The organism is Mycobacterium sp. D16Q16, assembly GCF_002013745.1.
In the GTDB taxonomy this organism is placed as follows: Bacteria; Actinomycetota; Actinomycetes; order Mycobacteriales; family Mycobacteriaceae; genus Mycobacterium.
In genome coordinates this window covers 113,302-126,889 of the sequence record NZ_MAEY01000004.1, presented here as the reverse complement: position 1 = coordinate 126,889, position 13,588 = coordinate 113,302, and the positions used below count along the sequence as shown (strand labels likewise).

10 protein-coding genes are annotated in these 13,588 nt (G+C 64.4%); 7 read left to right on the top strand and 3 right to left on the bottom strand.

The window, feature by feature from the left end; all coding sequences use genetic code 11:
- Positions 1–7 precede the first annotated feature (7 nt).
- Both mycP and eccD read right to left on the bottom strand, forming a co-directional pair.
- Positions 8–1,450, bottom strand: a complete 1,443-nt coding sequence (mycP, locus tag B4394_RS05035; RefSeq protein WP_078314410.1) for a type VII secretion-associated serine protease mycosin — start codon at positions 1,448–1,450, stop codon at positions 8–10.
- Complete coding sequence (gene eccD, locus B4394_RS05030) at positions 1,447–2,982, bottom strand: type VII secretion integral membrane protein EccD (RefSeq protein WP_078308593.1); 1,536 nt, start codon at positions 2,980–2,982, stop codon at positions 1,447–1,449. The genes mycP and eccD overlap by 4 nt, the downstream gene beginning before the upstream one ends.
- 266 nt (positions 2,983–3,248) lie before the next feature.
- On the opposite strand from eccD, the gene eccCa reads away from it, so the two are divergent.
- The 7 genes from eccCa (at position 3,249) to glmM (ending at position 12,063) form a co-directional block, all read left to right on the top strand.
- Positions 3,249–7,235, top strand: coding sequence for a type VII secretion protein EccCa (gene eccCa, locus B4394_RS05025; RefSeq protein WP_078308977.1), 3,987 nt, complete (start codon positions 3,249–3,251; stop codon positions 7,233–7,235).
- On the top strand, positions 7,232–8,611 hold the full coding sequence (locus tag B4394_RS05020; RefSeq protein ID WP_078314408.1) for a type VII secretion-associated protein: 1,380 nt from the start codon (positions 7,232–7,234) through the stop codon (positions 8,609–8,611). Before eccCa ends, B4394_RS05020 begins: the two co-directional genes overlap by 4 nt.
- A 140-nt stretch (positions 8,612–8,751) precedes the next feature.
- Positions 8,752–9,030 (top strand): WXG100 family type VII secretion target, encoded by a 279-nt coding sequence (locus B4394_RS05015; protein WP_078308595.1) that lies wholly within the window; start codon positions 8,752–8,754, stop codon positions 9,028–9,030.
- Between the two features lie 49 nt (positions 9,031–9,079).
- Complete coding sequence (locus B4394_RS05010) at positions 9,080–9,367, top strand: WXG100 family type VII secretion target (RefSeq protein WP_078308596.1); 288 nt, start codon at positions 9,080–9,082, stop codon at positions 9,365–9,367.
- A 288-nt stretch (positions 9,368–9,655) separates the two neighbouring features.
- A complete protein-coding gene (gene rplM / locus B4394_RS05005; protein WP_078288345.1) occupies positions 9,656–10,099 on the top strand; it encodes a 50S ribosomal protein L13 in 444 nt (147 codons plus the stop codon).
- Positions 10,100–10,146: 47 nt separating this feature from the next.
- The gene (rpsI, locus tag B4394_RS05000) at positions 10,147–10,617 is read left to right on the top strand and encodes a 30S ribosomal protein S9 (RefSeq protein ID WP_502688517.1); all 471 of its coding nucleotides are present in this window, start codon (positions 10,147–10,149) and stop codon (positions 10,615–10,617) included.
- Between the two features lie 102 nt (positions 10,618–10,719).
- Positions 10,720–12,063, top strand: a complete 1,344-nt coding sequence (gene glmM, locus B4394_RS04995) for a phosphoglucosamine mutase (protein WP_286141901.1) — start codon at positions 10,720–10,722, stop codon at positions 12,061–12,063.
- Here the strand turns inward: glmM and B4394_RS04990 are convergent.
- Entirely contained in the window at positions 12,060–13,574 is a 1,515-nt protein-coding gene (locus B4394_RS04990) for an alkaline phosphatase D family protein (protein ID WP_078314403.1), read from the bottom strand. The two genes, glmM and B4394_RS04990, sit on opposite strands and share 4 nt — an antisense overlap.
- Between the last annotated feature and the right edge of the window lie 14 nt (positions 13,575–13,588).

Below are 13,588 nucleotides of genomic sequence, written 5' to 3'. Positions count from 1 at the left end.
ACCGGCGCTAGTCGGTGGAGTTGTCCCGGCCTTGCCGCAGCTTGCGCACCGGCGCCAGCATCGCCAGCGCCGCGGCGAGAAATGCCGCGCAGACTGCTATTCCGATCAACGCTACATGCCGCGGCCGCGGGTCGGCGGGTGCAGGCGCAGGTGGCAGCTGCAGTTTTTTCGCCGCGTTGGCCCGGGCGAGATCACTTGTGGTGCCGAGGTCGTCGCTGACCGCGGCGAGTGCGTCCACCATCCCGTAGCCCAGATAGGGGTCCCAGCCGCCCGGCGGGCGGTGCGCAGTGTTCTTGATGCGGTCCATGACCTCACGAGCGCTCAACTGAGGGAAACGTGAACGTACCAGCGCGACAACGCCACTGACGACCGGCGCGGAGAAGCTGGTGCCCTGAATCGGTACCGGACCTTGCTCGCCCATGTAGGCGTTGGTCAGCGCATCACGGTTGGGATCCAAGGAGAGGATGTCTTCACCGGGAGCGGAGACATCGACCCAGGGGCCGCCGAGGCTGAACTTGGAGGGTTGCCCGTCCGGGCCGATTGAGCCCGCCGTGAGGACGAGGTCGTTGTACCACGCCGGACTCACCGTTTCCAGGACGGCATCCCAGTCCGGGGTATTGGGTCGAGCTGGGTCCGGCGGTGGGTTCTGGTTCTTGCACTGCCCCTCGCCGACATTTCCCGCGGCGACCACCACCACGACGTTCTTGACATCCACGGCGTACTGCAGTGCGGCGCCCAACGGTCGATCGTCCAGGAATTGTTTGGCGGAGGCGCACGCCACCTCGGAGATGTTGATGACCGTCGCGCCGAGGTCCGCGGCGGTGCGCACCGCCATCGCCAGGGTGTCGACGTTTCCGACGCCGCTGATCTTGGAGGGATCGTCTCTGTCGTTTCCGCCGCTCTTGTTCTTCACTGCGAACTTTGCGCTGGATTGCCGAATGGTGATGAGGCTGACATCGGGCGCGATGCCACTGAACGCGCTTGCTCCCGTGGGATCCGGTGCGGCCGCGATGATTCCGGCGACAATGGTGCCGTGCGCGTCACAGTCCTGAGTGCCGTTGCCGCCCTCGAAGACGTAGTCTCCGCCGGGGATGAGTGGTGGTAGGCGTGGACTGCGCGCCACGCCGGTGTCGATCACCGCGACCGTCTGGCCGCTACCACGCGACAGTTGCCAGACCAACGGCAGATCCAGTCCACGCTGCTGCGCGGGCACCTTGTTGAGGTCGCGCTTGGGATCGATGCCGGGGAATCGGCACAGTTCCTTCTGCTCCGTGGGTTCGATGGGACCGGGAGGCCGCGGGCCGGGAAGCATGCTCGGATCGACCGGAAGCGGAGCGAAGGCGTGTGCCGTCGCGAGCATGTGCATCGAACCGGTCGCCAGCTGTGAGGACATCGCCAACATTGCAACGGCTGCAGCGGTGGCGATACGGCGGGCCACGCCGAGGTTCATGGCAGGTTCAATCCCCGCACGGCGCTGTACACACCACATACCCAGACGGCCACCGGAACGATCAGCGACAGCGCGATGTACTCGATGATCTCCACCGTGCGACGCGCGACAGGCGAGTACTTGCGCGCCGACACCAGGAAGCCGAGGGCGATGGCCGAACCGGCCGCGATCGCCATCATTGCCGTAGTGAACACGGCGGCTGTCGGGTACGCGATGGCGATGAACGCGAATCCCGCGACGGGAATGGCCAAGCCGCCCAGGTTGATGACCACTGTCTGCGCGAGGTCGGCATGCGAGCGCGCCCGCAGCATCATCGCCAGCGCGATCAATCCGGCAAGCACCACACCACTGAATCGGTGTGCGCCGGTGGGATGGTGGTCGCCTGCGCCGGGGAAGGTCAGCGCCGCGAGCATGGCGCCCGCTGCGGTGGCGGCGGATGTTCCGCACACCAGCCCGGTCAGCACTGCGTGCGCTCGCAGCGCCTTCTCGCGCAGATCGGGGAGCGGCGGCAGCGCCGTGGCGTCCTCGACGTTGTCAGCCTCGGTATCCAGTCCATCCAGACCCTCGATGGCTTCGATCGGGGCCGTCGAATGTTCGGGACGAGATGGTGCGCCCTGTGTGGGCACCGGGGGAAGGGGTAGTCGAGCGAGAGCCATTGCCACACGCGGCGAAAGGGCCACCGAGCAGATTCCGACCGCGCCGAGTACGGCCCCAAGGCTGTAGATCGACGGCTCGAAAAGCACGTAACCCAGCGTTGCCGCGAACCCGAGCAGTGATCCCGACGCGACCGCGACGAGTGACATCGTGCCGGTGCCGGTCGCGCGCATGGCGAGGATGGATACGACCATCGCGACCATCAGTGCCAGCATCGCGTGCGGGGCGCCGTACTTTCCCGGCACGAACAGCGCTCCCGCCACTGCGGAGAAGCCGACGGCGCAATGACTCAGCGTCACGGAGGCGAGCGAATCGTCGTAAACCCTGTTCGCGAAGACCGCGGCGGTCATCGCCACCAAGGCGATCGCGACGGCGATGATCGGAAGGAGCAGGCCGGGATTTGTCGCGCCCGCGCGTAGGAGCGCCGTGGCGCCGAGCACCGCGGCCAGTCCGCACGCGGAAGCGCCGAGTATTCGAGCGGCGGTGCGGCTCCACGGATGTGCCGACACGGTACGAAATGTGGACACGGCGAGGAAGACATCGTCGAACAGCGGATCCGGTGCGGTGACATCGGAGGTGGTGAGGATGAGTTGATCGCCATCGCGAACCTCCAACTCCCCAAGGGTGCTGGACATCTGCAGTGGCGGCTGACCAGGCCGGGACAAACGCCAATGCGTTTCCACGGCGTCCCCTGGGCTGGTCAGCTCGGGGACACCGACATGCTGGTTGATGATGTCGACGACAGAGCCGACCAAGAGGGCGAGCGGGACACTCGTCGGCAGCGCCAGGTCGACCTGAGTGCGGTCAGCCTGAATGGAAACGCGGCACAGTTCGAGAACCGCCGAACGTTGCTCGGCGCCCGACTGCGCATGTGTCATGCTGTGCCCCTACCTGCCCCCACGGTCATTGATCTTTGCGCATGCACACTAGCCGAACGCGCCTGAGCGCCGCCAGCGGTTCGGCGCATACAGGCGAACGTCAGCCGACCAACCAGCGGCCCTGGCGATCGTGTGAGCGAATTCGTTGCGGCACCGGATATAACGGCCCTATCCTTTAGCCCGCTGTGGGCTTGGGCGGTAGCGTGGATGCGAAATAGGCACGAGATGTGGCGCGGGGGAAACCGGAGGGCCAGGGTGAGCGTGGGGTGAACACCACAATATTCATTCGTCGGCCTCGGCTTGCGGTGCCTCGTGTTCCGGGTGGCGAGATCAATGTGCAGCCACCGCCGGAGATTCCACGGCCGGTGCCGTCGCCGATCATCGCGAAGATCATGCCGCTGGTCATGGTGGTGGCAATGGTGGGCATGATTGCCTTCTTTGTCACCTCGGGGAGCCTGGGTGGCGGCGCGGGCGGCGGGATCGGACGCAGCCCGATGTTCATGCTGTTCCCGATCATGATGATGGTCTCGATGGTCAGCATGGTCTCCAACAGCGGCGGCAAGGGAGCCAAGACCAGCGAAATCAACGAGGACCGCAAGGATTACCTGCGGTACCTCGAAGTGGTGCGCAAGAATGTCACCGATACCGGTGGTGCTCAGCGTAAGGCCCTGCTGTGGAACAACCCTGACCCGTCTGCGCTGTGGACGCTCGCCGGTGGCCGCCGGATGTGGGAGCGGCGTCCTGGCGACAGTGACTACTGCCATGTACGTGTCGGGGTGGGGGATCAGCGTCTGGCCGCGCAGCTGGTGGCGCCCGAGATCGGTCCGGTCGAAGAATTGGAGCCGGTGGCCTCCGTGGCGTTGCGCCGGTTCGTGCGGACACACTCGCTGGTGCCTGAGCTGCCGATCGCGTTGAACCTGAGGGGTTTCGCGGCCGTCACCATCGATGGCTCACCCGAGGTGGCGCGAGGCATGTTGCGCGCCATGATTTGTCAGCTGGCGATGTTCCATGGGCCGGACCAATTCCTGGTCGCTGCAGTGGTGAACCGGCATGCGGCCCCGCACTGGGACTGGCTCAAATGGCTTCCGCACGCCCAGCATCCGACCGCGTTCGACGGTGTCGGCGCCAGCAGGCTGGTCTACCACTCGCTGGGGGAGGTCGAGGAGTCGTTGGCTTCGCTCATCACTGAACGTGAACGGTTCTCGCGGACCGCGCAGCCCTCTTCCGGACGACCGCAGATCCTCATCATTGTGGACAGTGGCACGTTGATCGGTTCCGAACGCCTCATCATCGATCACGGTATCGATTCGGTGACCCTCGTCGAGATCGGCACGCGGGTGGACCCGCTCGCGGCCCGCCGCGGTATGCAATTGGAGCTGAGCGATCGCGGCCTCGGAGCCAAGGGCAATGTGGGATCTGAGGTCTTCGCACACCCCGATCACCTCACCATCACCGAGGCGATGGCGTGCGCCCGCCGTATGGCGCCCTATCGGGTACTCGCCGGAGGTAGCGACGAGGTCCAGATCCAAACCGAGGTCAGCACGCGCTGGTCCGACATCGTGGGGATCGGCGATCCTGGTCTGCTCAACCCGGAAGTGGTGTGGCGCAACCGGGTTGGTCGCGACCGGCTGCGTGTACCCATCGGAATCGCAGTCGATGGCACTCCCATGGAACTGGATATCAAGGAGGCCGCCGAGAACGGCATGGGCCCGCACGGACTGTGCATCGGCGCTACCGGTTCGGGTAAATCGGAGTTCCTGCGCACATTGACATTGGGCATGATCGCCACGCATTCGCCGGATGCCCTGAACCTCGTGCTTGTCGACTTCAAGGGTGGTGCGACGTTCCTGGGCCTGGACCGGGCGCAGCATGTCTCGGCGATCATCACCAACCTCGCCGAAGAGGCAAATCTGGTGTCCCGCATGAAGGACGCGCTGGCCGGTGAGATGAACCGGCGCCAGGAGCTGCTGCGCGCCGCGGGCAACTTCGCCAATGTCACCGAGTACGAGCGTGCCCGCGCCGCCGGTGCGTCCCTCGCCCCGCTGCCGGCACTCTTCATCATCGTCGACGAGTTCTCCGAATTGCTGAGCCAGCACCCGGATTTCGCGGAGCTGTTCGTGGCGATCGGCCGTTTGGGCCGGTCGCTGCACGTCCATTTGTTGCTCGCCTCGCAGCGCCTGGACGAGGGCCGCCTGCGCGGGCTGGAATCTCACCTGTCTTATCGGCTGTGTCTGAAGACTTTCTCGGCGAACGAGTCCCGTGCTGCGATTGGTGTCCCGGACGCCTACCACCTGCCCAACACCCCGGGTTCCTGCTACCTCAAGGATGACTCGGGGGAGCTGACACGGTTCCAGACCTCCTATGTGTCCGGTGCGTATGTCCCGTACGGGCCGGCGCGTCGTGCCGTCTCCTCCGGCGGCACGAGCGCGGCGCCGCGGTTGTTCACCGCCGCACCGGTGGCGCTGCAAATGCGCCCCGCGGAAATCGTGGAAGACGACACCGTTGCCGCTTCCGAAGGGGTGATCGGCCGGTCGGTCATCGACACGATCCTTGATCGCGTTGAAGGACATGGCAATCCAGCGCACGAGGTGTGGCTGCCGCCGTTGGACGATTCGCCGACTCTCGGAGATCTGATTCCCCGTCACGGTCGCGCCGGCTTCGATGCGGTGGGCAGTTTGACCATCCCGATCGGAATCGTGGATCGGCCGTACGAGCAACGGCGTGACCCGTACATCGTCGATCTGTCCGCCGCGGCGGGCAATGTCGCCATCGTCGGCGCACCCCAGTCCGGAAAGTCCATGGCGGTGCGCACGCTGGTGACGTCGCTCGCGGTGACGCACAGTCCCGCGCAGGTGCAGTTCTATTGCCTGGACTTCGGTGGTGGCACGCTCACCTCGCTGGCGCAACTACCGCATGTCGGTTCGGTGGCCAGCCGGCTGGAGTCGGATCTGATCCGGCGTACGTTCGCCGAAATGCTGACGATTGTCAGGTCTCGGGAGAATGCCTTCCGCGCCTACGGGATTGACTCGATGGCCGAGTACCGGCGGCGCAAGGGTGCCGGTGACCCGCAACTCGCGAGCGATCCATTCGGTGACGTGTTCTTCATCATCGATGGCTGGTCCACGGTTCGTCAGGAGTTCGAGGCGCTGGAGCCGCAGGTCACAGCGCTGGCGGCGCAGGGGCTCGGTTTCGGTGTGCACACGGTGGTCACGGCATCACGCTGGGCCGAGATCCGGCCAGCCCTGAAGGACCAGATCGGCTCGCGCGTCGAACTTCGCCTCGGTGATCCGCTGGACTCGGACTTCGACCGCAAGCTGGCACAGCTTGTTCCGGATGGCAGGCCAGGCCGGGGTATCACTCGCGACCGCCGGCACATGCTCATCGGACTGCCGCGCGTCGACAGCGTCTCGTCGAATCAGGACCTCGGTGAGGCACTCGCTGCCGCCGCCGCGAGCATGCGGCAGCGCAGCTCGGCGGAGGCTCCGCAGGTTCGCATGCTGCCGCACAAGATCGATTACGCCGCGCTGGTTCCACAGGCGCCGAAGAACGAGCTGCCAAACCTGCGCATCCTCGTCGGCATCAACGAGACGGAGTTGGCTCCGACGTTCCTGGAATTCGGCGAGCAGCCGCACATGATGATTTTCGGCGACAGCGAGTGCGGCAAGACCGGGCTGTTGCGCACCATCTGCCGCGAGATTGTTCGGACCACCACCCCGCAGCAGGCGCAGCTGTTCATCGTGGACTTCCGCCGCACCTTGCTCGGTGTCGTCGAGACGGAACACCTGGCCAAGTACGCGATGTCAAGCACCACCTTGGTCGATGAGGTTCCGGTGTTGATCGAGCTTCTCAAATCCCGGATGCCGGGACCCGATGTCACACAGCAACAGTTGCGTGACAGATCCTGGTGGTCCGGCCCGGAGATCTACATCTTGGTCGACGACTACGACCTGGTGGCCCTGGCGAGCGGAAACCCGCTGTTGCCGCTCGCGGAGTATCTGCCGCACTCCAAGGACATCGGGCTGCATGTTGTCATCGCGCGCCGCACTAGCGGCGCCTCGCGAGCCATGTTCGAGCCGATGATGGCGCGCATGAAGGACCTCTCCTGCATCGGTTTGCAGATGAGCGGAAACAAGGACGAAGGTGTTCTGATCGGCACGGTTCGGCCGGGTGAGCAGCCGCCGGGTCGCGGCACTTTGGTCATGCGCTCGGGCGGCCAACAACTGATCCAGGTTGCCTGGAGCGATCCGCAGTGATCCTGGATCGCGACCCGCCGACAGGGACGCGGGTAGCGATTGAAGTGACCGAGACCGCCATCCGGGCACGAATCGGGGACGGCATCCGGGAAGCCGGACAGGCCGATGTCCGATCGGCGGTCGCCGCACTCGACGACGAGACGGCGCTGCTATCCGGTCGCGTGGTTCCGTCTCGCGCACTCTGGGCCGCCCTGTTCGAGTCGTTGCTTACCGATCGGAGTGCTCCGGTCCGCGTTGATTCCGTGCTGCTGATTTATCCGACGACGTGGAGTTCCGGACGGCGCACGTTGTTGTCGAATGCGGCGCGGATGATGGCGGCGACGCTGACCGTGCGTTCGCGCGCTTTCGCCCTCGCCGAGCGCGGCGTGCGTGCCGATTTGTCGGGCCGCTCGCTCGTGGTGGTCGAGGTGTCGCCGGGTGAGGTCGCCGTCACCGTGGTGGGGCACGGCTCCGCCGGTGAGCCGGGATCAGCGGTTCGTCATCTCGAAGAGCGATCCTGGGAGACCAAAACGGCCGCGGATGTCGCGCGCGCTGTGGCGCGTGCTGTCGAGGAGGTGGTCCGGGGCGAACGGCCCGGAGTTGCCGCGATCCTTGTCGACTCGGCCGAGAGTGAGATGGGCGAGGCGATCGTCGACGCGGTCGATCGGATCGGCCTGACTCCCGGGGTATCGCAGGTCGCCGAGGATGCGGTGCTCCGTGACGTTAGCCAATCTCCCCGCGTCTCGGCCTTCATCGACGAGCCCGCCGACGAGCCCGCTAGCGCGAGACGGCCCGAATGGACACCCACCTCATCCGCCAGATCGGTTCCGCGACTTCCCGTGCGGTGGCCGGTTGCCGCGATTGCTCTGGCGGCCGCGGTTGTCGTGGCGGGTGTGGTGTTGACGGTGGCCTCCACACGGGGGCGGCAACCGTCACCGACGACTCCCGTGATGGCGACATCGCTGCTGGTGGAGGGGGGTGTGCAGTTCATGGTGCCCGCCGAATGGGCGGTGCGACGTATCCCCGCGGGCGGTGCTGGTTCTGCGCGGGTGGAGGTGATCTCGCCCAAGGATCCCGAGGCGACCGTGCATGTGACTCAGGTGCGGGTGAAGTCGGCCGAAACCCTGGCATCAACCGCCGAGACGCTGCGTGTGGCCATGGAGAAGGAGTTGCCGGGGGTATTCACGGACTTCAAGGCCGACGATCGCACAATGGGGCGGGCAGCGGTCACCTACACGGAGGTTCGCGCGGGCCATGACATCGCGTGGGCCGTATTTCTGGACGATGACCTGCGAATAGGTGTTGGCTGTCAATTCAAAAAGGGTAGCTACGATTCCGTTCGGCAGGCCTGTGAGCTGGCAATTCGAACGGCAAATGCGGTACTATCAGGTAACTAATAAGATTGCTGAAAAAAGTTTGAAAAAGATGGAACCGATCTGACGATAGGGCCATCGTATGTAGTTGTAAGGACAAACCGGCCAGAAACCGGAAGTCACACCCGTGACTGGCCGGGCCTGGAGACAAGGGAGGACACGAAGTGGCTGTTTTTCAGAATGACCTGGCGTTGCTTGATTCCACGGCTAAGAAGATCGACGGCAAGTACCAGGAGTTCACTGCGATGCAGACCCAGCTGCGGGATCGCGTGGCGGTAGGCACCAGCACTTGGCAGGGTCAGGCGCGGCATGCCTTTGATGAGGCGATGGCCCGTTTCGATCAAGAGATGGGCGACATCCAGAAGGTGCTCTTGCAGATCCACGACACCATGGACTCGAACAAGCGTCGCATCCAGGAGATGGACGAGAGCCAGACCTTCTAGGCGTCTCGTAATAGTCATCAAAGACATTACATAGCAAAGGGGATCGACCATGCAGATTACTTACAACCACGGCGAGATCGACGCGCTGGTTGCCGATGTCAAGGGCATCATCAACAAGTTCCAGGCCGGCCTCGAGGAGCTGCAGCACGACATTCAGCCCCTCGTCCAGCAGGCCGAGGGTCAGGAAGCGACTGCGTACCAGGAGTACCAGAAGGCTTGGCACCAATCCGCCCAGGACCTCAACCAGATCCTGACCCAGCTGAACTCGAAGGTTGACCAGGGTAACCAGGACGCGCAGCACACCGACCAGAGCGCTGCGGGTGCCTGGCACGGCTAAATCGCCGACGGTTTTTCAAGACCCTGTGGGGCCTTGGTGGAGGAGAGCCACCAAGGCCCCACAGTTTTTGTATGAGTGTACGAAGGTTTGACGATAGGGCGGGGTCGACCGCGTTTTGACCTGCGGTGACGTGGCCGGGTAAGCTTCACCGCTGGCGTGCGGTATGTCATCGCACACGAGGCTCGGGTCACCACTGGTCGCCGAGATCAACCTCCACCGTTCGCCACGACCAGCGCTCCGAACGGCAGAAACCGTCCGGGGATCCACCCGAGTAGACAAGGAAAGACTGTGCCTACCTACACGCCGAAGGCGGGTGACATCACCACTAGCTGGTATGTCATCGATGCCACGGATGTAGTACTCGGCCGTCTTGCCGTTCAAGCAGCTACCCTGCTGCGCGGCAAGCACAAGCCGACCTACGCCCCCCATGCCGATGGTGGCGATTTCGTCGTCATCATCAATGCCGAGAAGATTGCCCTGAGTGGCAAGAAGCTCACCGACAAGTTCGCCTACCGTCACTCGGGTTACCCGGGCGGCCTGCGCAAGCGCAGCATCGGCGAGCAGCTCGCGAAGTTCCCCACCCGCACGGTGGAGAAGGCAATCATCGGCATGCTGCCCAAGAACAAGCTTGGCCGCCAGATCGAGCGCAAGCTCAAGGTGTACGCCGGCCCCGAGCACCCGCACGGCGCGCAGCAGCCGATCCCGTTCGAGATTAAGCAGGTGGCTCAGTGACCGATATCGCAGAAGAGCAGACCCCCGAAGACAACGCGGAAGCCACAGTGGAGGCAGTCGTCGAGGTCGTCGTCGAGGAAACTGCCGACGAAACGGTCGTCAAGGCCGCTCCTCGTAGCCCCATTGTGATCGACAAGCCGATTCAGACTGTTGGCCGCCGTAAGGAGGCTGTCGTCCGCGTCCGCCTCGTTCCCGGCACCGGCAAGTTCTTCCTGGATGGCCGCAGCCTGGAAGAGTACTTCCCGAACAAGGTCCACCAGCAGCTCATCAAGGCGCCGCTGGTTTCCGTCAACCGTGTGGACAGCGTGGACATCTACGCTCACCTGACCGGTGGCGGCCCTTCAGGCCAGGCAGGCGCACTGCGTCTCGCCATCGCGCGTGCACTCATCATCGTGGAGCCTGAGGACCGTCCGGTGCTGAAGAAGGCCGGATTCCTCACTCGTGACCCGCGTGCGATCGAGCGTAAGAAGTACGGTCTCAAGAAGGCCCGTAAGGCGCCCCAGTACTCGAAGCGCTGATCGATTCTGTTCGTCCGCGTATTGCGCCGGCACACAACCTGTGTGTCGGCGCAATCGCGTTATTGGGCCAGTTTGGTGTGAGAAATTTAAGGAATGGGCACGGTGTCTGACGTTCTTCGCGCAAGCGGCTCATCTCTATTCGGCACTGACGGCGTCCGCGGTGTCGCGAATGCCGAGCTGACGGCCGAACTGGCGGTCGCGTTGGGATCGGCCGCGGCGCGGTCGTTGACAAAGGGGCGCGCCACCGCGGTCGTGGGCCGCGATCCGCGCGCGAGCGGCGAGATGTTGGAGGCGGCGGTCGTCGCGGGTATCGCGGCAGAAGGTGTCGATGTTCTCCGGGTCGGTGTGCTCCCCACTCCGGCGGTGGCGTATCTGACGGGCGCGTATGGCGCGGCTTTCGGTGTCATGATCTCGGCCTCGCATAACCCCATGCCCGACAACGGCATCAAGATCTTCGGCGCCGGCGGTCACAAGCTCGACGACTCCGCCGAGAACGCCATCGAGGCTCAGCTGGACAATCCTGCGGCACGTCCCACCGGTGCGGGAATCGGCCGCGTGCGCGATGCCGTCGACGCACTGGACCGGTACCTGCATCATGTCGCCAACGCCGCGACCCACCCGCTGAGCGGAGTCACCGTGGTGGTCGACTGCGCACACGGGGCAGCTTCCGACGCGGCCCCGCTGGCCTACCGGGCCGCGGGTGCTCACGTGATAGACATCAACGCCGACCCGGATGGGCTCAATATCAACGACGGTTGTGGGTCAACGCATCTCGGTCCGCTGCAGGCCGCAGTGAAGACACACAATGCCCAGCTCGGGCTTGCGCATGACGGCGACGCCGACCGGTGTCTCGCGGTGGATGCCGACGGAAACGTTATCGATGGTGACGCCATCATGGTGGTGCTCGCCGCGGCGATGGCCGAAGACGGTGAGCTCACCGACAACACCCTGGTCACCACGGTGATGAGTAATCAGGGGCTGCATATCGCCATGCGCGCCGCAGGCATCGACGTCAAGGTGACCGCCGTCGGCGATCGTTACGTGCTGGAGGAGCTGCGTGCGGGCCGATTCGCCCTGGGCGGTGAACAATCCGGTCATATCGTGCTGCCTTCTCTGGCCACCACCGGAGACGGCATAGTGACAGGCTTGCGACTCATGTCCAGGATGGCGCAAACCGGTAAGTCCTTGGCCACCCTCGCGTCCGCGATGCGTAGTCTTCCTCAAACGCTCATCAATGTGCCGGTCTCGGACAAGCACACGGTGGCGCAGGCGCCCGAGGTGCTCGCCGCCGTTGCCGCGGTGGAGTCCGAGCTCGCGGGTAATGGGCGAATCCTGTTGCGTCCCTCCGGAACCGAGCAGCTGGTGCGCGTCATGGTTGAGGCGGATGAGCAGTCGACTGCCCAGCGTCTGGCGGAGCGGGTGGCTGAAGTGGTCGGCGCGGTCTAGGTGCGTGTCAGGCTGCGTGTGTACAGCGCGGACCCTGCGGCATCGCATAGGGTGACGGTCAGATCGCCGCTTCCGCCGTCGATGTCGATCTGTCCGAAATGCTGGTAACCGTCCAGCGGTGATTGCTGATCAGGCCGTGCCGCATGAACGAAATCTGCTCGCGGGCCAAAGGTTCCATCGAGCGGCTTCTCCTCGCCGGCGCCGGCGTTCAGCGGGCCAGACACGAATTCCCAGAACGGATCGAAGTCCGTGAAGGCGGCGCGCGCGGGTGAGTACTCGTGCGCCGCGGTGTAATGCACATCGGCTGTCAGCCACACCACGTTGCGAACCTGTCGCATCTTGAGCTGCGAGAGAATATGCGCCAGTTCGGTTTCCCGTCCGAGTGGGGGGCCGCTATCGCCGTTGGCGACGGCCTCGAAATGTGTCTTGCCGTCGGGTACCACCAGTGCGAGCGGCAGATCGTTGGCGACGATCTTCCATATGGCTGTCGATGACGCCATGGCGTTGATCAACCATTCGGTTTGGCGGGCGCCGAAGATTGCGCCGTGCTGCTGTCGGTTCGGGGAGTTGGGGTCCTTGTAGCTGCGCATGTCGAGAATGAATACGTCCAACAGTGGACCGTATGAGACCCGTTGGTATACAAGACCATCTACGGCCTCGCGGGGTTCGATCGGTTGCCATTCGTGGAATGCCCGGTGTCCGTACTGCGCGAGGACGTCGACTCTCTTTTCGGTGTACTTGTCGTTGTCGAGAATCTCCCCGGGATACCAGTTGTTGATCACCTCGTGGTCATCCCACTGCACAAGTTGCGGCACGTGTGCGTTGAAGTATCGGTAGTTGGCATCGGTGAGGTTGTAGGCGTGTTGACCGCGATACTGTTCGAGGGTTTGCGCGACAGCGCTTTTCGCCTCCGACACCTGATTTCGCCAGATCCGTCCGTCGGGCAATGTCAGTGTCTCCGGAATTGCCACGTCGGCGTACACCGTGTCTCCGCTGTGAATGAAGAACTGCGGATTTCGGTCTGCCATGGTGCGGAAGATTCTCATTCCGCCGACATCCGGATTGATACCGAACCCCTGTCCGGCGACATCGCCCGACCAGATTAGCCGCACATTTCCTGCGGTCGTCGGTGCAGTCCGAAAGACGCCGGTGACAGGCTCACTCAGTGACCCCTCCGAGTCGAGTGTCACCCGGTAATGCACCTCGGTGCCGGCGGGCAGGCCGGTGAGGCGTAGCCGACCGGTCCCGTCCGATTCCGGCGTGAGCACCGGCCCGGTGAAACGTCTTGCATCCGAAAAGCTTTCGGTGGCAGCCGTTTCGACGATCATGGTGGCGGGGCGATCGGAGCGGGCCCAGATCACTGCGCCGTCGGTGCGGGGGAATCCACTGGCCACCCCATGGGTAAGCCTCGGCCGCGCTGTCACCAACGTCGGCCCGCACGCGACGGCTGGAGCCACCGCGAGTCCCAATAGGGCGGCCCGCAAGACGGTTCGGCGCGGGATGGCTGTCATCCCACCACTTTCCG

What these genes read in the sequence shown, in the direction of transcription:
- mycP (WP_078314410.1), bottom strand. Translation starts at nt 1,450, where the DNA reads ATGAACCTCGGCGTGGCCCGCCGTATCGCCACCGCTGCAGCCGTTGCA.
- eccD (WP_078308593.1), bottom strand. Translation starts at nt 2,982, where the DNA reads ATGACACATGCGCAGTCGGGCGCCGAGCAACGTTCGGCGGTTCTCGAA.
- B4394_RS05010 (WP_078308596.1), top strand. Translation starts at nt 9,080, where the DNA reads ATGCAGATTACTTACAACCACGGCGAGATCGACGCGCTGGTTGCCGAT.
- B4394_RS04990 (WP_078314403.1), bottom strand. Translation starts at nt 13,574, where the DNA reads ATGACAGCCATCCCGCGCCGAACCGTCTTGCGGGCCGCCCTATTGGGA.